Here is a 21,853-nt window from a genome sequence, read left to right on the forward strand (position 1 = left end):
TGTTTAAGGCTATGATGAAGGCACCTACCCCATTGGGACAGGTGCCTTTTTCAAGTGCCATACGGTTTTGTATCAACCACAATCAGGATAGGTAGTAGGAGGAATGTTCCCTTGGTTAACACACTATCAAATGAGCCCAATAGCGACGATAAACTGTGGGCAGGCCTGAGTTACGCCGGATTAATTTGTTGTATGATTCCCACCATCGTTATTTTCCTGCTGAAAAAAGGGGAATCGGATTATATTAAGTTTAATGGCCTGCAAGCCATGGGCTTTTGGCTGGCCCTGGTTATTGTACAGGTTGGCTTGGGCGTTACCACCAGTATTCCGGGCATTGGCATTATCACCGGCTTAATTTGGGTATTACTTGGCATTGCCAGTTTTGGCGTGTGGGTTTACCTGATAATTATGGCATTTACCGGCAAAACATTTAAAATTCCGGTATTGGCCGAATTCATTGAGAGCAACCTGATGCGCTAAAGCCGGTTCTGGCGTTTCAACTCCAGATAACGAGCAATCAGGGTCTCATCCAGCTTCTCGGGCGAGGCATCGATTACAATGGCGTTATTGTGGTTGCTAAGCGCCATCAGGGATTCTCGGCGCAATGCCAGCAAATCCAGAGCCACCCCTTTTTGATAGGCTTCATACGGGCTTTGGGGCATGGCTTCGGCGGTGGCAATGGTTTGACTATCGGCCAGCGTTACCACCATCAGCAAATGGTTTCTGGAAAAGCTGCGCAGGCTGGCCAGCAAACTGCGGGACGCCAAAGGGTCAATCAAATCGGTAAAAATCACCACCAAGGCCCGACGCTTGAGGCCACGGGCGAATTGCAGCATAACGGCCTCGTAATCAGGCTCCACAGGCTGCACTTCGGTTTCTCCCAGCATGTCCAGCAAGCGGTTCAAGTGCCGTCGCCCCGTTTTGAGCGGGACACTGGACAGAATGCGGTTGCTAAAGGTACCCGCCCCTACCGCATCGCCTCGATCAATGGCCACCCCCATGAAAGCCAGAGCGGTGTTCAAGGCCCAATCGTACTTTTGCAGTTGATTGACCCGCACCTCCATTTTTCGACCCGCATCCAGCAGCACCAGAATGGGCTGTTCCACTTCGTGGGTAAAGGTTCTGACCACCGGCAAATCCTGCTTGGCAGTGGCTTGCCAGGCAATTTTCCGAATATCATCGCCCGCAAAGTAATGCCGAAGGCCGCTAAACTGAGTGCCTTCCAGCCCCAAAGCCCGCTTTTGCAACTCTCCTGCGTTTTGAGCCCGAGAAGCCATTAACCGCATCTGGCGCACCCTGCGTAAATCCGGGGTGACTTTAATCTGGTCAGGTCGTCCGCCCTTCACTCCCAGCCAAAGCAATCCCAACTTGCTACGATAGCGACAATGAATTTGCGCCAAACTGTAAACCCCTCGATGGGTGGGAAACAACTCATAGCTTACAGTTTGAAAACTATAAGGCAACACGGAAACAGGCAAAGTCAGCGCCGCCGGGGTGGTTCCGCCATTGAGTAAGCCGGGCGGTAAACTGTCTCGAACCATGCCCTGAATCGATTGCCCGCTGTTGTTGATTACCGTCAAACTGACCTGATTTTTTTGCCCGATGGAAAATTTATCCCCCAAGGAACGGCTTAAACTGATATAACGAGCCGGTACGCTCAGCACAAACCCGTCAATCAATAACAATAGCATCAGCAACGGGGTGTAAAATAGCGCCAGCGTGGCCAAAAAAGGCCACCAAACGCTAAGCCCCAGCAACGGCACAGGCAATAGAATTAACCCCAGCGTATAGGCGGAAGGCTGGGCCTTGGCAAAGCGCCCCAACAAAAGGGCGGTCCCCAACACAAAGGCCAGCTGCACCATGCTGTCCTTCAGCTGATCCAGCAGCGCGACTTCACTTGCTCCCAAAACAATGCCCTTTATCTTGCCGCCATCTTGATCTCAATCCGCAAAAAGCGAAAAAATCAGTCTGGCCGGTGGAAGGAATAACGTCCTCGCACCGGACGAACAAACCGCTTCAGCGGATCAATGTACAAACGCTGTTCATCATCCCGGTACAGTTTAAAATTATCGCCTTCCCGGCCTTTATAAAGCATCCAGGCCGTATAAGCGCCAATCATGGCGTCCAGAACCGAGCTGGGCATAAGGTTGGACGGGACATCTTTAATGCCCAGCTTCTGGCGCATGGCCGCCTGCAACGTGCGGCACCCCTGAGGGCTGCGGTGCCGGAAAGGAACGTTCAGGTCGTAACGCAGCTTGGCATGGGCGGCAAAGAAATTGACCATCAGAATGCCACGCTCATCCACCGCCTGATAAAAGGCTTTGGCCCGTTCGGCAAACCGATCGGAAGGCACCAACTCCTGGGTGGTATCTGGAATGCCCGAGCGCAAGCGCAACGGGTGCATTTTAATTTGCTGTTGTCGCCACTTGCTGGAAATACTGAGGCTTTTGGGAATATCCAGGGCCACAATAATGTTTTCAGGCGAACCCAGATTATCCAGAAACAGGAGCAAGTCCTCGTTTTCACTCAGTTTTTCCATCCGCATAATGTAGCGATCCCGGTCCAGAATGGCCACGCCGGTTTCCAAACTATCAATGGGGGCCATATCAATGCCCACAAATAACCATTTGTTGCCCAGGCTGGCACGTTGGACTGAGCCGGTCAAATCCGGCAGATCCTTGATCGTGATTTCGTGTTTCAGGTAGATTGATGATGCGGACATGGCATTATCATACCTCAGACCCCGCCCGTTCAGCACGCCCCTTGTTACACAAACCACACGGAGAACTCCATTTTGCAAAAGGCCGGTATCGTAGGACTTCCCAACGTCGGTAAATCCACGCTTTTCAACGCCCTTACTTCCTCTTATCAGGCAGAAAGCGCCAATTACCCGTTTTGTACCATTGAACCCAACGTGGGCATCGTGAAGGTACCCGATCCCCGCCTGTGGGTATTGAAAGATCTGGCCAAAACCCAGGTGGTGATTCCCGCCGTGTTTGAATTTGTGGACATTGCCGGACTGGTGCGTGGGGCCAGCAAAGGAGAAGGGCTGGGCAACCAGTTTTTGGCCAACATTCGGGAAGTGGATGCCATTGTACACGTGGTACGCTGCTTTGAGGATACCGATGTGGTTCACGTAGAAGGCAGTGTGGACCCCTTAAGAGATTTGGAAACCATTCACATTGAACTGTGTCTGGCCGATTCCGGCTCCATGGGCAAGCAAATGGAGCGGCTGCGCAAGCAGGTCAAGCACAAGGACAAAGAATCGGAAGAGAAGCTGGCCCTGTTTGAGAAAGTAAAACCCATTATTGACGGGGCCGGGGTGGTTGATCCAAAAGTGCTAAGCGCCGAGGAGCAGGTTTTGCTGAAGCAATCCCAGTTATTGAGCATTAAGCCCGTGATTTACGCCGGAAACGTAGCGGAAAGCGACTTGGCCGATCCGCTCAGCAATCCTCACTTCAAAAAGCTGTTTGATCGGGCCGCTGAAGAAGGGCGCATTGCCGTTCCCATTTCCGCCCAGATTGAAGCGGAACTGACTCAATTGGATGAAGCGGAGAAGTCCGGCTATCTGGAAAGTCTGGGGGTGAAATCCTCCGGCATTGACGCATTGATTCAAGCCGCCTTTAAAACCCTGAGCCTGGAAACCTACTTTACCGCCGGTGAAAAAGAAGTGCGGGCCTGGCCTTATGACAAAGGCATGACCGCTCCCCAGTGCGCGGGCGTGATCCACACCGATTTTGAAAAAGGCTTTATCCGGGCCGAAGTAACCGGCTATGCCGATTATGTCTCCTCCGGCGGAGAAAAAGGGGCCAAGGAAAAAGGCCAGATGCGACTGGAAGGCAAAGATTACCTAATGAAAGACGGTGACGTGGTTCACTTCCGGTTTAACGTATAGTCCAGGCTACCGGCTCAAGAAGTAAATTAACGCTATTAATTTTCTATCTTGAGGAACGTTTAACTGAAATAATAGCTTTCCAAGAGCTACAGTATTTTCACGCCCTTTGAAGGGGAGCAACCATGTCAGCGCAGCCGCCTTCGTATCAAACTTCCTATACCTACCCACAACAACCCAATTATCTTTTGCCGACACCGGCGCAAAATCCGGTTTGGAGTACCTCAAAGCCTGTTTACACTATTTTTAATAAAGACCCGCTTCAAACCATTCCCCTGAAAGAAGCCTTCATTTTAGCACTTCCTATTGGGGCTTTGTTTGGCGTATTTAAAGCTCAATCCGTTTTAACCACTGGCAAAGACCGAATAAGCCATGCGAAAGCACTTTTGCATAGCCCAATTTCAGCATTTGCCGGAATGATTTTTATTTCCGGGTCAATCCTACAATGCGTCACACTCTGGAATTTCTTGATTGAGCGAAAAAAACGCAAAGCACTAGGCCTTCCCACTCCATGGTGGCCAACGCTCTCTGACTTAAAGCAGAGTTCCCAAGCCTCCTGGGCTGGGATCAAAAGTCTCGTTTCCTCCAGTGCGACTTCGCAGTAGGATATTGATACTTTAAGAACAAAAGCCCATTAAACAGTAAGGATCGCCATGTCAGCCCCCACCATTGAAACCCAGACCATGCAAGCCATTCAGAAAGCCACCGCCGACAGTGGTTTTAAAGTCGCTACGGTAGAAAAGCCGGTAGCGGGGCCCAAAGAGGTTTTAATCAAGGTCAGTCTGGCATCCGTGTGCGGCACCGATTTTCACATTACCGAGTGGGACGAATGGAGCGCCAACCGGATTCAAACCCCATTGGTGTACGGCCATGAGTTTTGCGGGGTGATTGAAAGCGTGGGCGATAAGGTTCAGGGCCTAAAGGCGGGCGATTACGTTTCCGCCGAAATGCACCTGCCTTGCGGTCACTGTTTGCAATGCCAGCAAGGCCACAAGCATATTTGCGAAAACGTGAAAATTTTTGGCATCGATTTACCCGGTTGCTTTGCCGAATACATCGCCATTCCCGCCAAGCAGGTGGTCAAACTGCCCGCCTCCATCAAGCCGGAATACGGCGCTTTGCTGGATTCTCTGGGCAATTCGGTGCATGCCGTTTCCAAGGCGGATGTCTCTGGAAAAACAGTACATGTGGTGGGCTGCGGACCATTGGGACTGTTTGCCATTGTGGTAGCCAAAGCCATGGGTGCTTTAAAGGTGTTTGCCTCCGATGTTTCCCCTTTCCGGCTGGAGCTGGCCGAAAAAGCGGGAGCGGATGCCGTATGGGCCGCCGATAAAGTCAAAGTGTCTGATGAGATTAAGAAACTGACCCACCAAAGCGGGGTGGATGTGGTGCTGGAAATGTCCGGCAGCCCCATGGCCATTAACGATTCCCTGACCAGTTTGCGACTGGGCGGCACGGTGGTGCTGATGGGCATTCCCAAAGGCAAAGTAGAGCTGAACATCAGTCAGGATATTATTTTTAAGGAAGCCAAGGTCATTGGGGTAAACGGTCGCCAGATTTTCCAAACCTGGCTTTTAATGCTAGACCTGATGGAAGCGGGCAAGCTGGATTTAGATTTTATTATCACCCACCACTTGCCCATGGCCGAATTCGGGCAAGCCATGGAACTCATTCGCCAAGGCGTCAGCGGCAAAATCTTGCTGAAGCCTTAATATAATAAAAGAAATTTTTAAAAGTTCGCTTCGCGTTTTCGCCCGTTTTACAAAGGACTTGAACCCATGACTGCCACCACCCATCCCGCTTCCAATCGGCTTGATTTCCTGAAAGAGGAGATTCAGCATCTGAAGGATGAGCATTTGTACCAAACGCTGAAGGTGTTTGAGGGCCAGCAGGATGCCGAAATTACCATGGATGGACGGCAGATTCTGAATTTTTCCTCCAACAATTACCTGGGGCTGGCCAATCACCCCAAATTGATTGAGGCCTCTATCAAGGCCACTCAGGAACTGGGCGTAGGGGCGGGCGCTGTGCGCACCATTATTGGCACCATGCGCATTCACGAAGCGCTGGAAGAAAAGCTGGCCCAGTTCAAGCAGTGCGAGGCCACGCTGGTTTTACAATCTGGCTTTACAGCCAATATGGCCGCCATTCCGCCCATTATGGGCGAGGGCGATGTGGTGATCAGCGACCAGTTGAACCATGCCAGCATTATCGATGCCGTTCGGCTGACCCGAGGCACTACCAAGGATATTTTTCCGCACAGCGATATGAATGCGCTGGAAAGCGTGTTGAAAAAACATAAAAACGCCCGTCGCAAGCTGATTGTGACCGATGGCGTGTTTTCCATGGACGGTGATATCGCCAAACTGCCCGACATTGTAAGCTTAGCCGAAAAACACAACGCCATTGTGATGGTGGATGACGCCCACGGCAGCGGTGTTTTGGGCAGCCATGGCCGAGGCACGGTGGATCACTTCGGCCTGCACGGCCAGGTGGATATTGTGGTGGGCACCATGTCCAAAGCATTGGGTTCTATGGGGGGCTATGTGGCCAGCACCCACGCCATGCGAGAGATTATGATTAACAAGGCCCGCCCCCTGCTGTTCAGCACACCGCATCCGCCCGCCGTGGTGGCAGCCTGTATGGCGGCCATTGACCTGATGGCTCAAGATGACGCCCTGATTCAGAAATTGTGGTACAACACCCGGTATTTCAAGGCTGGAATGAAGTCCATTGGCCTGCCCATTGATAGCGAAACCCCGCTTTGCCCGGTGATTGTAGGCACCAGCGAAAAAGCCCAAAAACTGAGCCAGCGATTGTTGGAAGAGGGTATTTACGGCCGGGCCATTGTATTTCCCACCGTGGCTGCCGATAAAGCCCGTGTGCGGGTCATTATCAACGCCTGCCACACCCAGTCCCAACTGGATCGCTGCATTGAAGCCTTTGAAAAAATTGGCAAAGAACTGAACCTGCTGAACGGGTAATTCTCCCGTTTGGTTGCTTCATGCAATCTTTACAATGTGTTAGAATTGCTGAACCAAAAGCGTGTATCACCGCTTCATTCAGGGAGACAGCGGGGAGTTTTAGCGTGGAAAGACCCGAACATAAAAACACCGGCAAGGGCTTGGCCCATCGCTGGAATCAATTTTGTAACCACTTGTCCCAGCGGGTAGATCAATACGCCACTGGCCTGCTGCATGCCGAAAAAATTCAGATGGGCAAGAATCCCCATGCCGCCAAGCTGGCCAAAACCAAGCTAAGCACCCCGGAAGAGGAAGTCCGCAAGCTGGTCAGCACCGCCGCTTCGCTGGAAGACGTGTGGCATTTCTTTTTAAAGCGCCTTAAAAGCAGCAGCAACATTGATTTTCTGTGCTTTTCAGTCAAAGACGAACGGGGCGACTTTATTCAGGCCCGCTTTATCCATACGGGTTCTCCCTCAGGCCCTTCCCCTGCGGTTAGCATGGAAATCCCCCATATTTCCATGGCCGATACCCATAATCATCTGGTACAGGCCTACAACCTGAAAGACACCACTTTTTCCCCCTACCTCAAATCGCTGGGGCCCGATATTCTGGCCTGTATTCCATGGGCGCAGCAGAACGATGGCACCACGGAACCAACCAACCCGTTTAACCTGTTCAGCGTTCCCCTGATTGCCGGGGGAGAGGCCATTGCCATGCTCACCCTGGGCTTTAAGGAAATGGATGCCTTTTCTCAAGCCAAGCTGTCTTATGTCTATACGTTGCGGGATCAAATCGCCCAGTTAATCTGGAACCTGATTTTGCAGGATCGTATGAAAAATCAGGCCCAGGTGGATAATTTAACCGGACTGCTCAGCTACACTTATTTTCAGGGCGTGCTGGAGCGGGAAATGTCTAAAGCCGACAGCAACAACGGCTCGGTGTCGGTCATGATTCTGGATGTGAATAACATTGAGGAAATCAACCAAACGCTGGGCCATCAGGCGGGAGATGACGCCATTTGCCACTTGGCCTCCACCGTGCGCCGCCTCAGCAGAGGGCTGGATACCATTGCCCGTTATGGCGGGGATGAAGTGGTGGTGGTATTGCCGGAAAGTGACCGAAAAGCCGCTGACGAAATCGCCCAGCGCTTTCTGGAAGGATTAAAAGTTCGGCTGCCTGAGCATTTACGCCGTTTATCCATCAGCATTGGCCATGCCACCTACCCGGATGACACCAAAACTCAGGAAAAACTACTGAAACTATCAGAGCAAGCCCTGCATCTCGCCAAGTTTAAAGGCGGAAAAACCGGAGAGTCATCCTGTATCGCCTGTGGAGAAATCGATCAACTCAACGATAAAACCGTGATCGAGGTATTCGCCTCTCAAGTGGCCCGTAAGTACGATAATATCCACGTTCCCAGCGTTTATCAGGAACTGGTGAACCACATTGAAAAGAAAACCTCCACCAGCACCCCCAAAACCGATGACTTAATGCTGGAAACCATCACCTCACTGGCCGGAGCCCTGGAGGCCAAGGATCGCTACACCCGAGGACATTCCCAAGCGGTGGCCAACTATGCCGTGGCGCTGGCCCACGCCCTGAAAATGACACCCGCCGAGGTGGAAGAGATTCGGGCCGCCGCCTTCCTGCACGATATTGGCAAAATCGGCATTCCCGAGGATATTTTGTGCAAAGACGGCCCACTGAACGAAAAAGAGTGGGAAATTATGAAACAACACGCCGTGATTGGCGCGCAACAAATTTTATACCCGGTGGCCTCTTTGCGGCCTATTATTCCGGCGGTTGAATGTCACCATGAAAACTGGGACGGCAGCGGTCACCCCCACGGATACAGAGGGGAAAAGATTCCAGTCGGGGCCAGAATTGTTTCCATTGTGGACGCCTTTCATGCCCTAACCTCTGATCGGCCTTACCGCAAGGCCATGCCGGTGGCCAATGCCAGAAACCTTCTGGAGGCAGGCTCCGGCTCCAAGTGGGATCCGCATTTGCTGAACGCTTTTTTCAATATTTTAACCATTGCCACCCCCAAAACCCCGGAAGAACCGGCCTCGGTCAGCCCCATTATTCCGGTGCGGTTAACGCTGGGAAGCACTGCCGCAAATTGACTTTCCCTTCCCGTTTTCCTTACAATAAGTAGGCTGCCAAAAATTTCGCCGGTATCCTTTTTCCGGTAACTTTTCTCCGATATCCGTGCGAGGCCAGCGACCATCAATAAATAGGGAGCGCTTAACCGCATGACCACCATCACCCAGATTGCTTGTGACCTGAACGAAAAAGTGGAAAACCGCTATGCCCTGGTGCTAGAAATTGCCGAACTTGGCAAGCGCCTGCTAGAAGACAATCGGGACAAAATGGGCCACGACCCTTTTTCCAAAGTGTCCACCTCCTCAGAAAAAGTGATCTACCAAGCCTTGATTATGAAGTCCAGCGAAATTGATATCGGTGACGGCTTAATCGGTTAATCAACAGAATTTTAAAATGCTTTAAAAGACAGCTTCCCCAAGCTGTCTTTTTTACGGCGGGCCCATCCAAAAAGTTTGCCCCTGCCAAAAGGCGACTGTCCACGAACGGCAACCCCTTGAATTTTCCTCGTTCAATCCAGATTAAAGGCTACTCAGATAGAGCAACAATTGCTATAATAAACTTGAAAAATGGGAGTCGAAAATAAACCTGTTGAGGGGTTTTTTCAAAAAGAAAGAAGGATACGATGCCAGTAATCGAACGGCTTAAGTGTGCTTTTATTCAGAAACGATATGGGTCATCCACCGGGGTATAGCCTGCATTTAGTAAAACGACTTCAAACACGGTTATTAAGTAAGAAGAACCACCTGAAAACCACGATCCAATTTGGTCAATCCAGAAACTGAGAGGAGAAACTGTGGCGATGAATCGGCCCTTAAAAAAGTATGTTGAAAAATTTGAAGCCTTAGACGTTGCGGCGGGCATCTATCAATCTCGAACCCTTAAACGGGAGCGCTATAACCAGAATGATTTTTTGGAATACCTGAGCGCTTATGAACTACTGGGAGCCGAGCCCGACTTTCGCCTGGAGCCTGATTCGGAGATGGAATTTAAAACCCTGGAATAATACCCTTTCGTTATTGTTGGTCAAAGAGAGCTTGTGAACAGGCTCTCTTTGTTTTTTGATAGGCATCATTAACCAATCGAGAAACAATGAACAAAAAAATTCGCGGCCTTCTTGACAAAATTGGGCAATACAACCGAGTCGTCAACGAGTACCTGCGGGCCACGGAATCCTCGCCCGATCACGCCATGGCCCACGTTAACTGGGGCATCGATTTGGCCCAAAGCGACAAACTGGAAGAATCTCTGGAAAAGTTCAAGCTGGCCAGCGAAATCGCGCCGCACCGATTTGAGCCTTTCCTGAACTGGGGCGTGGCGCTGGCCAAAATGAACCGGCTGGATGAAGCCATTGAAAAGTTCCAGCTGTGCATTGAAAGAAACGACAAACTGGCCAACCCCTACATGCTTTGGGGGGCAGTGCTGATGTCTCAGGGGAAACCTGAGGAAGCGCGAATACAGTATGAAATGGCCATTTCTCTGGGGCCAGAGAACCCGGAACCTTATATCAACTGGGGCATTGCGCTAGCTCGCATGGGCTTTTACAAAGAGGCCATTCAAAATTTTAAACAGGGACTGGCCATTCATGGCTACCAGCCTCATCTGTATTTTTTATGGGGCGCTATTCTGGCCGAATTACAGGATTATGAAAGCGCCATTGAAAAGTTCAAAATCACCCTGCGCTTTTTGCCCAAGCATGCCGAAGCCTATTACTTCTGGAGTGTGGCCTTAAACCGGCTGGGGCGCTATGAGCAAGCGCTGGAGAAATCCAGAAAAGCCATTGCCTTGGGCTGGGAAAAGCCAGAGGCCTATCTCAATCAGGGGGATATTCTGGCCAACCTGAAGCGGCTGGATGTGGCCATCCACAACTACAAGCAAGCCACCACTCTGGCCCCGGAAATGCCGGAACCCTATTTAAGCTGGGGCATTGCCTTGTGCCAACAGGGCAATATTGAAGAAGGACTGGCCCAGTTTAAACGCTGTCAAGCCTTACAACCAGAGATGCCCAGCCTCTACAGCCACTGGGGACGCTACCTGCTGGAACAGGGACAAGCCTCCCAAGCGCTGGATCACTTGCAAAAAGCGGTGGCTCAGGAACCTGACAATCTGGAAGCGCTCATGAACCTGTCCATGGCCCTCATCAAAACAGGCCAGCAAAACGAAGCCATTGAACTGCTGCAAAGCATTGAAGAAAAAGACAAATGGAATCCTCAGGTGCATTACTTGCTAGGCACCCACTTTATGGGCGCAGAAAACTGGATCAAGGCCAAAACCCATCTGGAAAAAACACTGGCAGAACAACCGGACTTTGAAGACGCTTCGGTGAATTTGGCCCTGGTGCTTTGTGAACTGGGAGAAACCCTGGAAGCGGTGCGTCAAATGCGCCCGGTCATTCGTCGCCTACCTCAATCGGCGTCCATGAACTTTTTCTATGGGCTGATCCTGTACCGCCACGGGGATTGGAAAGATGCCCTGCTCAAGTATCGCAAGGCGCTGGAGATTGATCCGGCCCACCTGAGCGCCAAAGTGGCCATGGGGGAGGTACTGATTCGCCTCAATGACCTGCCAGAAGCGGAACGCACTTTGAGGCAAGCCCTTCAGGAGGCTCCTCACAGTTTGCCCAGCCTGTATTTGATGGGGCTGTGCCAGATGCGGCAGGCCGAAACCGAAACCAGCCACCCGCAGCAGGTGAGCTTGTGGGAACAAGCGCAGCAGCATTTTGAAACCATACTCACCCTAGAGCCTCGCCATTTGGAAGCGGAAATCAATCTCTCTTTGTTGGCCGGTCTGCTGGGGTCGACTGATACCCTGAACACCCGCTTTGAGCTACTGCTTCAGCAGTTTGGAGAAACAGAACAGGCTGCTATTTTGTACTACTGGGCAGAAGCCCTCACCAAAATTGGTCAGCCCGCCTTAGCTCAAGAAAAATTGACGGAGGCCCAAACCCTCAACCCGGATATTAAAGCCCAAATGGAAAGCATGGCCTTGTAGCCTCAACGCTTCGGGTATAATGACATTCATATTACCGTTGTTTGGAGAAATAAAGCCCATGAACGCAAGCCTCAATACCTTGAAAACCGCTTTGAACGAGCGCAAAGCCGTTAAAATCATTGCCGGAATCGCCAATCTGGATTTGGAAAACGTGCTGCAAGTGGTTCGCGCCGCTGAAGCCGCTGGCGCCACCGCCGTGGATGTAGCCGCCCATCCCGACATTGTGAAAGCCGCCAAAGCCGCTACGAAGGCCGCCGTATTCGCATCCAGCGTAGAGCCAGCCGCCTTGGCCCAAGCGGTCGCCGCCGGGGCTGATGTGGCCGAACTGGGCAACTTTGACGCCTTGTACGATCAAGGTCTGTTTTTAAGCGCTGAAGAAGTGCTGGCGTTGGCCACCCAAACCGTTGCGTTAGTGCAAGGTCAGGCGCTGATTTCCATTACCGTACCGGGACACCTGACCCTGGAAAGCCAAGTTCGCCTGGCCGCCCAATTGGAAGCCCTGGGCGTTGACATGATTCAAACCGAAGGCGCAAGCCGGGTACTGGCCGCAGAACCCACCGCAAAATCCTTAACTGCGGCAGAAAAAGAAACCATTACCCTGATGAACACCCGTGCATTGGTGCAAGCCACCCGTTTGCCGGTAATGACCGCCAGCGGCATGACCGAAAACAATGTAAATCAGGCGTTCGCCGCCGGGGCCTCCGCCGTTGGGGTTGGCAGCTTTGTGAACAAAGCCCGCACCGAAGCCGAAATGACCGAGCGCTGCCACGGTGTCATGGCCGCCAGCCGTCACTCGGTAAGCGTAGCCTGCTAATTCATACTATCTATCTCGTAATTTTCAAAGAGACTGCCTCCATATCGTGGGCAGTCTCTTTGGTTTATAGCCAGTTGGGAGCAATCCCCCAACCGGCTATAAAAAATTAAAAAGGTCTATTACACCATTGGTGATTTGATTTGGTATAATAAACCCGCGAAAGTTAAATAAAAACGAACTACTCAATTCTCCAGCTTTACCGATGAACACATCGACTACACATATGTCATCTCCTCTAATCAGGTAAAGCTGTTTTTCTTTAGGGGCAAGCTTCTCCACCCTCCGCTTTTAAAGAAAGACAATTCAGAACACTGACTATTTCAGCGCTTTCGTGACATCGGTTTCTGATGGGAGACTGGATCTTGAACTGTGGCTTGCTTTGCCTACAATAAAGATCATGACTACGACTCATATTTCTCCTGAATTCACCGCCCTGTTACAGTCCTGCGGGCTGAAACATGTGGCCATTATTATGGATGGCAACCGGCGCTGGGCCAAACAAAAACTGCTGCCCGGTTTAGTCGGTCATAAAAAAGGGGTAGACGCCTTACGCACTCTGGTTCGATTCGGATCAGACCATGGCTTACAGGCGCTGACCGTGTTTGCTTTTTCTACCGAAAACTGGCAACGCAGCACCGAGGAAGTGGGCTATTTAATGCGCCTGTTTGTGGAGGCGCTTTCGCTGGAACTGGCCGAATTGCACCGCAATAATGTGCAAATTCGGTTTATCGGGGAGCTTTCAGGTCTTCCTGAAGATTTACGCAAGCTCATTCAGTCGGCGCACACCACCACCGCCACCAATACCGGGTTAAACCTCCAAATTGCCACCAACTACGGGGGCCGTCAGGAAATCACCCAGGCCATGCAAGCGCTGGGAAACGACATTGCCGCAGGCAAGCTCAAGCCCGAGGACATTACCGAAGCCTTAATTCAAAGCAAGCTATACACCCAGGATTTACCGGATTTGGATTTGCTGATCCGCACCGGCGGAGAATCCCGGCTTAGCAACTACTTGCTATGGCAAAGCGCTTACGCTGAATTTTATGTAACCGAAACCCTGTGGCCAGACTTTAGCCCAGCCGCGTTTGAAAAAGCGGTACAAAGCTTTGCCCAGCGGGAACGCCGCTACGGGCAATAAACCAGCGCTTGCTTACGCCAATGCCGTTTCTGAGGGAATGGGGGCAATAAAAATCAGTTTTTGTCCGGCTTTGGGGGTTAGGCTGTTTTTATCGGTGGCAAACTGTAACTCTCCGGCCTCGGTTACCAAGGCCAGCGGTACCACGTTATTTTTATAATTTTTCCGCAAGGCGTCCATATCAAACTCCGGGGTAATGCCCGTGGTTTTAATTTGATATTGAGTTTCCAGCATTTTATCCAAGGCTTCATAGGTGTATTGTTTTCCAAACAGCACCTTGCCCTGTAGATATTCGGGCAACTCGTGCTTGCTGGATAATGCGTTGGAATCTTTATGCTCTGAATACAGTTGATAGACCCCTTCGGGGCCCAGAATTTTTTGAAACCGCAGGGTAGCCAGAGAATTGGTTTCCGCAGAGGGCAGCAAGGCCAGCAACTGGCCAAAATCGGTTAAATCCAGATCCTCCAGGGTTCGCTCCGACAGGATATTGCCCATATACCCCGGCAGCCCCTTTAATTTGGCGGTGGAAATTTTATGGGCGTTTCTGTCCACCAGAATGACCGGAATATCCAAATTGGTGAGCACCTCGGCCAGCTGTTGCGCCCAGGTGTGCGCCCCCAAAATTAAAACCCCCTTGGCTTTGCCAGCCAGCTTCAGGTACCTGGCAATGGGCAAGGCCGTGAGAGAGTGAAAAACAACGGTTCCCATAATGGCCAGAAAAACCACTTGGGCTACGATACGTCCATTTTGAAACCCGGCTTCATCCAGACGCAGCGCAAATACCGAGGAAATAGCGGCGGCCACAATGCCTCGAGGGGCCATAAAAGCCAAAAACAGCTTTTCATTCAGCTTCAACTTGGTGTTCCAGGTGGATAAAAACACGGTGGCGGGCCGAATAATCACAATCAGAACCACCAGAAACACAACGCCTTGCCAGCCCAGCACCAGCAAATCGTTAAACTGCAAACGAGCGGCCAGCAAAATAAACAGGCTGGATAACAAAATCAGCCCCAGATTCTCTTTGAACTCAATAATATGATCCAGACTGAGCCGCTTTTGATTGGCGAAGATAATCCCCATCAAGGTTACCGTCAGCAGGCCGGAATCTTTCTGAAAAAAATTGGACAGTACAAACGTGGCCAACAACACCATTAAGGTAATGGGGCTTTGCAAATAAACCGGAATCCAGTCTCGGCGCAGAATAAAGATAAACAACTGACTAACGATAAACCCAAGCAGGCCGCCCACCACAAAGGTTTTCACAAGGTTTATGGTAACCAGCCAAAAGGTGGCCTGAATGCCCGAGGATTGCAGGGTCAACACCGCCTCAAACACCAGCAGGGCCAGCACACTGCCAATGGGGTCATTCACAATGCCTTCCCATTTCAAAATTTTAGCGGCATCGCCAGAAGGCCGAATAAAGCGCAACATGGGCATAATAACGGTTGGCCCGGTGACGGTTAAAATGGCCGAAATCAGTAAGGACTTGGACAAGCCGATGTCCAAAATAAAACGGCAGGCCAGGGTGGTTAAAGCCCAGGTGACCAGCACCCCAATGCTCATCAGGTTACGGATGGCGGGGCCTGAAGTGGCCAAATCCTTGAACTTCAGGGACAAACTGCCTTCAAACAAAATAATGGCCACCGAAAAAGAGACCATGGGCCGGAGCAAGTCCCCAAACAGGCGATCGGGATCCAAAAAGCCCACCTGACCGGCCAGCATGCCCAAAACCAGCAGCAACAAAATGGATGGCAACCGAAACCGCCAAGCCAACCACTGAGACATAATGCCCAGAACCAGTACACCGGCCAAACCAGTATAAGGAGAGCTTAAAAACAACGCACTCTCTGACACACGCCATCCCTTCACTCACATAATGCCTTTCATTCTAACATAGGGCATACATGAAGGTATTAGGGCTAAGCGTTTGAGCCAATTACCAGAGGTAATTAGGCGATCTCAACCACCAGTTCGACTTCCACAGAAGCATTTCGGGGCAGGCTACTGACGCCCACGGCGGAACGCACATGCTTTCCGGCTTCTCCAAAGTATTCTACCAACAAATCGGAAGCGGCATTCATGACCTGGGGTTGATCGTAGAACGTGGGGGCGCTGCTGACAAAGCCGGTCATTTTTACCACGCGCTTTACCCGCTCCAGGCCGCCTAAAGCGTGACTAATCAAACTCAGGGCGTTCAACACGCAAAGTTTGGCGGCCTCCTGCCCCTCAGGAATTTTGACGTCCCAACCGCCCAAAGCGCCGGTAAAAGCCACCTGTCCGTCCTTCATGGGCAAAACGCCCGAGGTATAAACCAGATTACCCACCTGTGTGGTGGCCACATAACTGCCAATGGGCAAGGGCGGCACAGGCAAAAGCTGGCTCAAAGCGGCGCGATCGATTGCTGGGGTGGCGGTATCCTGGGTCATGGATGGGCATCCTTCACAACTTGCAAGTGATAGCAGGGTCATCGCTAAATTAGAGCCATGCGAGGGTGCAATGGAAAATCCAACGCATGTTTAAAAGGATTATGCTCAGCGTTCCCCTGTAATTGGAGAGTATAGGCCAAAAACGACTGGATGTCCTCCGGCTGAAACGGCATGGACAACCCCATGGTTTGCGTCCACTCGTAAAACGATTCCTCGCTCCAGAGTTCTGGAGAGCGGGGAGAAAGGGTATCAACCCTGACAACGCCATCCGCATTTGGGCAATTCGGCACAGCACCTCCTCATACAACCCGGAGAGCGTTCTATAGAAACATTCATTTATCAACACTCGCCCATAAAACGCTTACACACTATTAAAATAAAAACAAAAGTAGCTCACTTATTGTGGCCCTGAGTGAAAGGGGGAACAAAACGCCTCCGGCTTATTCTTTACAACCCGCACAATTGGCCTGAGCCGGATCATCGGCCAGCAAATCCTCAAAGGTGCATTCCAGCAACCGGCACAGTTTAACCAGGGTGGGAAACCGAGGATAAGAGCGGCCCTGATTCCAGTACATCACCGTTTGATGATCCACGGCCAGCCGATCCGCCACCTTTCGCATGTTCCAGCCTTTGTTTCTATAAGCCACTTCCGAAATCAATAATCGCATCCCGCACATCCCGCAAATCCCTCAAGCTTTCAAAAACGAATATAAACCAATCAGTAGCGCTTCATTTTGGATTAGAATGACAGAAAGCCACGCCAAGGAGACTGACAGAATCTCCTTTGCCAAACCCTTCAATGAAAACAAACCTCTGCCAGTAATCATATCATTTTTGAAAGAAAAACGATCATAAATGAAATTTACGATTTTTCACACGCTTTGCTTTTCAGGAGTTAACGCTGACTATGAAACCCTCTGAAAAAAAATTGGGGTTGGCAATACAACTTTTTTTAATGCGCAACGGTTTGCAAATTGAAGCCTTGGCCCAACAAATGGGCATTACCGGAGATGCGCTTTCCAACCTGATACACGGCAGACGTGGCTTTAAAAACGAGACGCTGGAAAAACTGGCCAATACGCCCGCCTTTCAGTCGGATGGGATATCCCTGCATCAATTAAGGGCGTTTAGAGCGGTGGATGAGTACAGTTTTGAGGAACTCATCCTGGCGTTGGTGGAGTATATTCGGCAAGGCGAAATTGAGCGACTGCCTAAAGATTTTTTTCAGAACCTTCAGGCCAGTATGGAGCGGGACGGGATTCCCCCAAGCCTTGCAAGTAAGCGGCATGCGCTGTTTTCATTAATTCAAGAAGACCCTTCATGAATTCTTGAGTATCCATAATCAACTTTAACTCCTCCATGCTGAGCAAACGGGTTAGCACCGTAAAAAGAACACTCTGTGTGACACCTCGTATCGTAACCCCTTGGAGATGCTCGCTCTGAGACATATCCCATTCGTGTCAGTCACGATCCCAAATCTCACTCTCCAGTTATAGCGGAAACCACTGCTTAACAAAGCAAGCATATCTTCGGTTTTTAAAACAAACCGAAATTTTTAACGCCAAATATTCGTTTTTAAAGGCAAAAAAACTGGCTTAAATGCAAAACTTGAACATGGCCCAAAAAACAGTGATGGAATAAATGGTCATGGCAATGCCTCTCACCGGGCTGCCTTCCGGGATAACCACCAGCAACAGAATGCCCAGCACAAAGAACAGCGTAAACATGGTCATGAGCCGTTCCTGAGAAAATTTCTTACGCTTGGCAACAGGCTTGGGGTCTTCCAGCTTGGGAGATTGCGAGGTCATAGGGGTTAATGATGCTCCGAATTGTGAGGAGGAACCCTATCACTTTATCATCAACCCACTTAAACGCCTATGCCCGCCGAACGCCCTAAAATTTGGCGCCGCAAGCGCAACATATCCTTGCCATACAGTTTTTCCAGCTCAGGCAGCAAGTTGCGCTCAATATCCAGTAGAAAAATATCGTGAACAATCAGTTCCTTAATCACCAGCACAATGCCGGGATTTCGGGTAACCACAGCCTGCGGGGGACGCTCCACCTGAGACACCGTACCCACCAGCCCTTCCAGATCATCCACCGCGATAATTAACCAGCGACCGCCCAGAGATTGCTCAATGCTGCAAGCCAACCCATGCTGATAGACTTCTAACCCCTCCAGGGCGCAATCATCGTAGCCCACCAGCTTTACATCCACCCCACGGGCCTTGGCCGCCAACAAGGCGGTATACAAGGTTGCGGCGTCATCCTTCCAGAACTCCATAAAAATAGAGTGCTTGGCGTGATTAATTAAATCCAGGGCGTGTTTAAAAATAGATTCCTGGCCCCGCATGTTAATAACCGGCTCTACGGTTTCATCGGCGATACTGGGCAACGCCTCCCGCAAATAGCCAATGGACCCCTGAAAGGACTTTTCCCAGCGATCCAGCAATTCATCCGGCTTGACCGGCATATAAGTAACGGGCTTTCCGCCAATCGCCACCACCGCGTTGGTGGACTCCAGAGCCTTCAAGGTATCATAAGCCCGAGCCTGAGGAACCCCTGACTCTTTACTCACCTCATAACCGGTGGCTGGGTGGTGCTTTAACAGCGCCAGATAGACTTTGGCCTCGTAGGTGTTGAACCCCAACTCCTTTAGCTTGTCTATCAAATTGTCAGACACAACTTAAAACCCTCAAGTACCTGCTAAATGGAAGAATCATGTGGACCCCATGGCCCTCAATTGAATTACTACAACGTGTAGCATATAAATCACGTAACCACAATGTCAATATTAGGATATAACGGAAGAAACAATTGATGAACCCCTTGTATCTATCTCGTCACAAAGGGTTTGCATGAAAGATCCATGCGCCTCCTTGCCACCTTTGCTTTTGTGCTATATTGATGAACCCCTAGACTCTGGAAAGGAATTGGAGACATACCATGCAGGTAATTTTAACCAAAGATGTGGATACGCTGGGTAGCAACGGCGATATCATCGAGGTTTCCGACGGTTATTACCGCAACTACCTCGGCCCACGCAACATGGCCGTTATCGCAACCAAAGGATCCCTGGCTGATTTACAGCGTCGCATCGATCGCATTCGTGCCAAAGCTGAGAAAAAGCATCAGGAAGATCAGGCCAAAGCTGAAAAAGTGAACGCGCTGCAAATGCTGACCCTGGAAGCCAACGCTGGCGACAGTGGCAAGCTATACGGCACTATCACCACCAAAGAACTGACCAAGGTTCTGCAGGAAAAAACCGGTTACGAAATCGAGCGTCGCAACGTAAACGTGGATCACCCCATCAACAAAGTGGGCGAATACACCGTTTATGTAAAATTCTCGGCCAAAGTTTCCGCCCAGGTCAAACTGCAAGTGAACGCCATCAAATCCAAGCACGAAGAATTCGTTCTGGAAGATGCTTTCGCTGGCGAAGAGTAAACCGCGGTTTTAAAACACACCAAAAATCAGGCAGCTCATACTGCCTGATTTTTTTGGTTGAAAACTATCCCGGTTCAGTAGCAAGCTTGAACGATTTTTCCCGAACCGATACCCACGGGCTGTCCTTCACATAAAAGCGCCAAGGATAGTCCACCGCTTTGCGAATACCGATGCGGGTGGTCTGCACCACCGCTTCATCGGGGTAAATAGTTCCTGCGGCTAAGCACAAACCACTGTCCCACTGGGTTAAAGCCCTTCCATTGAAAGCGGATTTGGTAATCCTTAAAGCCTTGGTTAAGCGCCCCGGCCCACTGGTTTTCAAACCGGAACCCAACGGCGGCATGACAGCCCGAAACAGAACCGCGCCCGCTGTACCCTGCTTTTCGGTGACAACATTCAAACAGTCATATATGCCGTAAATCAAATACACATAAGCCGTACCCGGATTTCCGTATAGCGCTGCCGCCCGCCCAGTGGTTCGGTTATAGGCATGACAGGCCGGATCTTCCTCCGTATACGCTTCTGTTTCCACAATGGGGCAGGCCAGCCAAGCATTTGAGCTTAATTCATATTTTAACAACTGACAGCCAAGAAGCGCTCGGGCTACGGTCAACGTATCCCGCTCAAAAAAAGCGGCGGGCAGGACCAAGCAATTTGGGGGGGCCATTGGTTTTAATTCATTCAAGGAGGCGGTGCCACCGTTTCTTAATATATGTTATATTAACCACTATATCCCCCTATGAAAACAGCGTGGAGAATTTAGGGTTGACAGAGAAATTAATCATTCATGGCGGCAAAGCCCTCCGCGGTGAAGTAGAAATTTCGGGCGCGAAAAATTCCGTCCTGAAACTGATGGCTGCGACTCTGTTGACTGGAGACAGCATAGAGCTTCGAAATGTTCCTCACCTGAGCGATGTTGGGGTGATGACTCAGGTTTTAAAATATCTGGGCTGCGATGTAGACCAGCAAGATGACGATCGCCTGTACATTCAGGCCAAAAACATTACCAGCTGCGAGGCTCCCTACGATTTGGTTCGCAAAATGCGGGCCAGCTTTGATGTACTGGGCAGCTTGCTGGGCCGGTTCGGCGAAGCCCGTGTGGCGCTGCCGGGTGGATGTTCCATCGGCAAGCGCAGCGTGGATCTGCATGTCAAAGGTTTGATTGCCCTGGGCGCTGAAGTGGAAATTAACCACGGCTATGTGGAAGCCAAAGCCTCCCGGCTGATTGGCGCTGAAATTTTGCTGGACACCCCCAGCGTGGGTGCCACCGAAAACATTATGCTGGCGGCCACCATGGCGGAAGGCGCTACCATTCTGTCCAATGCGGCACAGGAACCTGAAATTGTAGATCTGGCCAACTTTTTGAATGCCATGGGTGCTGATATCAGTGGCGCTGGCACCAATGAACTGGTGATTAACGGCGTTAAACCCGGCTCCTTGCACGGTACCACCTATAGCGTCATGCCCGATCGCATTGAAGCGGCCACCTACCTGATGGCAGGCGTGGGCACCATGGGCGATGTGACAGTGAACAACGTGCTGCCGGTGCATCTCAGCTCTTTAACCCACAAACTGATTGAAATGGGCGCAGAAATTGAAATGCCCAGCCCCAACAGTATTCGCATTCACAGCGAACGCCGCTTACAAGCGCAAAATATCGTTACCCAGCCTTACCCCGGCTTTCCCACCGACTTGCAAGCGCCTTTTATGACCTTGCTGAGTACGGCGGACGGCGTGAGCATTGTGAAAGAAACCATTTACGAAAATCGCTTCAAGCAAGTGGGCGAACTCAAGCGGATGGGCGCAGATATATCCGTAGAGCGAGATGTGGCCGTGATTACCGGTGTACCGCACTTAAGCGGCGCGGAAGTCAATGCCCATGATCTCCGTGCGGGTGCGGCCATGGTGATTGCAGGCGTAATGGCCGAAGGCTCTACTCAGGTTTTCGATCTACACCATCTGGATCGTGGATACGAAGATGTGGTGAGCAAAATGCGGAGCCTGGGTGCGGATATAGAGCGAGTGCCGGATACTTCCGGACGCCCGGTCACTGAAGAGTCCGCTTAAGCTCAACGCCACCAA

At 50.9% G+C, this 21,853-nt stretch carries 23 protein-coding genes; 14 read left to right on the forward strand and 9 right to left on the reverse strand.

All coding sequences use genetic code 11. The annotated features are described in order from the left end of the window. Positions 1-111 precede the first annotated feature (111 nt). Positions 112-480: a DUF4870 domain-containing protein gene (locus ACEW81_RS10640; protein WP_373532964.1), complete on the forward strand. Its 369-nt coding sequence runs from the start codon at positions 112-114 to the stop codon at positions 478-480. Here ACEW81_RS10640 and ACEW81_RS10645 read toward each other — a convergent pair. Together ACEW81_RS10645 and ACEW81_RS10650 are read right to left on the reverse strand one after the other, a co-directional pair. Next, a complete protein-coding gene (locus ACEW81_RS10645) occupies positions 477-1,907 on the reverse strand; it encodes a DUF58 domain-containing protein (protein WP_373532965.1) in 1,431 nt (476 codons plus the stop codon). The two genes, ACEW81_RS10640 and ACEW81_RS10645, sit on opposite strands and share 4 nt — an antisense overlap. Before the next feature lie 56 nt (positions 1,908-1,963). Next, a complete protein-coding gene (locus tag ACEW81_RS10650; RefSeq protein ID WP_373532966.1) occupies positions 1,964-2,722 on the reverse strand; it encodes a hypothetical protein in 759 nt (252 codons plus the stop codon). 69 nt (positions 2,723-2,791) lie between these two features. Here ACEW81_RS10650 and ychF point away from each other — a divergent pair, with 69 nt between their 5' ends. The 10 genes from ychF to ACEW81_RS10700 all read left to right on the forward strand — a co-directional run bounded on the left by ychF (position 2,792) and on the right by ACEW81_RS10700 (position 13,901). Beyond that, positions 2,792-3,895 carry a redox-regulated ATPase YchF gene (gene ychF / locus ACEW81_RS10655; protein ID WP_373533019.1) on the forward strand — a complete coding sequence of 368 codons (1,104 nt, stop codon included), beginning with the start codon at positions 2,792-2,794 and terminating at the stop codon, positions 3,893-3,895. Positions 3,896-4,017: 122 nt separating this feature from the next. Continuing rightward, positions 4,018-4,497 carry a hypothetical protein gene (locus tag ACEW81_RS10660; RefSeq protein WP_373532967.1) on the forward strand — a complete coding sequence of 160 codons (480 nt, stop codon included), beginning with the start codon at positions 4,018-4,020 and terminating at the stop codon, positions 4,495-4,497. Between the two features lie 48 nt (positions 4,498-4,545). After that, on the forward strand, positions 4,546-5,604 hold the full coding sequence (tdh, locus tag ACEW81_RS10665) for an L-threonine 3-dehydrogenase (RefSeq protein WP_373532968.1): 1,059 nt from the start codon (positions 4,546-4,548) through the stop codon (positions 5,602-5,604). Positions 5,605-5,670: 66 nt separating this feature from the next. After that, positions 5,671-6,876, forward strand: coding sequence for a glycine C-acetyltransferase (locus tag ACEW81_RS10670; protein WP_373532969.1), 1,206 nt, complete (start codon positions 5,671-5,673; stop codon positions 6,874-6,876). Positions 6,877-6,980: 104 nt separating this feature from the next. Beyond that, complete coding sequence (locus tag ACEW81_RS10675) at positions 6,981-8,981, forward strand: sensor domain-containing diguanylate cyclase/phosphohydrolase (RefSeq protein ID WP_373532970.1); 2,001 nt, start codon at positions 6,981-6,983, stop codon at positions 8,979-8,981. 129 nt (positions 8,982-9,110) lie between these two features. Then, on the forward strand, positions 9,111-9,338 hold the full coding sequence (locus ACEW81_RS10680; RefSeq protein WP_373532971.1) for a hypothetical protein: 228 nt from the start codon (positions 9,111-9,113) through the stop codon (positions 9,336-9,338). A 422-nt stretch (positions 9,339-9,760) separates the two neighbouring features. Beyond that, positions 9,761-9,964 (forward strand): hypothetical protein, encoded by a 204-nt coding sequence (locus tag ACEW81_RS10685; protein ID WP_373532972.1) that lies wholly within the window; start codon positions 9,761-9,763, stop codon positions 9,962-9,964. A gap of 86 nt (positions 9,965-10,050) precedes the next feature. Further along, positions 10,051-11,949, forward strand: a complete 1,899-nt coding sequence (locus tag ACEW81_RS10690) for a tetratricopeptide repeat protein (protein ID WP_373532973.1) — start codon at positions 10,051-10,053, stop codon at positions 11,947-11,949. Between the two features lie 58 nt (positions 11,950-12,007). Then, on the forward strand, positions 12,008-12,763 hold the full coding sequence (locus tag ACEW81_RS10695) for a DUF561 domain-containing protein (RefSeq protein WP_373532974.1): 756 nt from the start codon (positions 12,008-12,010) through the stop codon (positions 12,761-12,763). Positions 12,764-13,160: 397 nt separating this feature from the next. After that, positions 13,161-13,901, forward strand: coding sequence for an isoprenyl transferase (locus ACEW81_RS10700; RefSeq protein ID WP_373532975.1), 741 nt, complete (start codon positions 13,161-13,163; stop codon positions 13,899-13,901). Between the two features lie 12 nt (positions 13,902-13,913). On the opposite strand, the gene ACEW81_RS10705 is transcribed toward ACEW81_RS10700, so the two are convergent. The 4 genes from ACEW81_RS10705 to ACEW81_RS10720 all read right to left on the reverse strand — a co-directional run bounded on the left by ACEW81_RS10705 (position 13,914) and on the right by ACEW81_RS10720 (position 16,992). Continuing rightward, entirely contained in the window at positions 13,914-15,752 is a 1,839-nt protein-coding gene (locus tag ACEW81_RS10705) for a cation:proton antiporter (protein ID WP_373532976.1), read from the reverse strand. Positions 15,753-15,847: 95 nt separating this feature from the next. Further along, a complete protein-coding gene (locus ACEW81_RS10710) occupies positions 15,848-16,324 on the reverse strand; it encodes a RidA family protein (protein ID WP_373532977.1) in 477 nt (158 codons plus the stop codon). A 44-nt stretch (positions 16,325-16,368) separates the two neighbouring features. Beyond that, on the reverse strand, positions 16,369-16,614 hold the full coding sequence (locus ACEW81_RS10715) for a hypothetical protein (protein WP_373532978.1): 246 nt from the start codon (positions 16,612-16,614) through the stop codon (positions 16,369-16,371). A 150-nt stretch (positions 16,615-16,764) separates the two neighbouring features. Beyond that, complete coding sequence (locus tag ACEW81_RS10720) at positions 16,765-16,992, reverse strand: helix-turn-helix transcriptional regulator (protein WP_373532979.1); 228 nt, start codon at positions 16,990-16,992, stop codon at positions 16,765-16,767. 239 nt (positions 16,993-17,231) lie between these two features. On the opposite strand from ACEW81_RS10720, the gene ACEW81_RS10725 reads away from it, so the two are divergent. Then, positions 17,232-17,648, forward strand: coding sequence for a helix-turn-helix domain-containing protein (locus ACEW81_RS10725; protein WP_373532980.1), 417 nt, complete (start codon positions 17,232-17,234; stop codon positions 17,646-17,648). A 271-nt stretch (positions 17,649-17,919) separates the two neighbouring features. Here the strand turns inward: ACEW81_RS10725 and ACEW81_RS10730 are convergent, their stop codons facing one another. Continuing rightward, positions 17,920-18,132 carry a hypothetical protein gene (locus ACEW81_RS10730; protein WP_373532981.1) on the reverse strand — a complete coding sequence of 71 codons (213 nt, stop codon included), beginning with the start codon at positions 18,130-18,132 and terminating at the stop codon, positions 17,920-17,922. Positions 18,133-18,191: 59 nt separating this feature from the next. Next, positions 18,192-19,007, reverse strand: a complete 816-nt coding sequence (locus ACEW81_RS10735; protein WP_373532982.1) for a TrmB family transcriptional regulator — start codon at positions 19,005-19,007, stop codon at positions 18,192-18,194. 263 nt (positions 19,008-19,270) lie between these two features. On the opposite strand from ACEW81_RS10735, the gene rplI reads away from it, so the two are divergent. Continuing rightward, positions 19,271-19,771 carry a 50S ribosomal protein L9 gene (rplI, locus tag ACEW81_RS10740; protein WP_373532983.1) on the forward strand — a complete coding sequence of 167 codons (501 nt, stop codon included), beginning with the start codon at positions 19,271-19,273 and terminating at the stop codon, positions 19,769-19,771. A 64-nt stretch (positions 19,772-19,835) separates the two neighbouring features. On the opposite strand, the gene ACEW81_RS10745 is transcribed toward rplI, so the two are convergent. Further along, positions 19,836-20,438, reverse strand: coding sequence for a DNA-3-methyladenine glycosylase (locus tag ACEW81_RS10745; RefSeq protein ID WP_373532984.1), 603 nt, complete (start codon positions 20,436-20,438; stop codon positions 19,836-19,838). A gap of 98 nt (positions 20,439-20,536) precedes the next feature. Here ACEW81_RS10745 and murA point away from each other — a divergent pair, with 98 nt between their 5' ends. After that, the gene (gene murA, locus ACEW81_RS10750) at positions 20,537-21,838 is read left to right on the forward strand and encodes a UDP-N-acetylglucosamine 1-carboxyvinyltransferase (protein WP_373532985.1); all 1,302 of its coding nucleotides are present in this window, start codon (positions 20,537-20,539) and stop codon (positions 21,836-21,838) included. The last annotated feature ends 15 nt before the right edge of the window (positions 21,839-21,853 follow it).

It is taken from the genome of Vampirovibrio sp., from assembly GCF_041737375.1.
Taxonomy (GTDB): domain Bacteria; phylum Cyanobacteriota; class Vampirovibrionia; order Vampirovibrionales; family Vampirovibrionaceae; genus Vampirovibrio.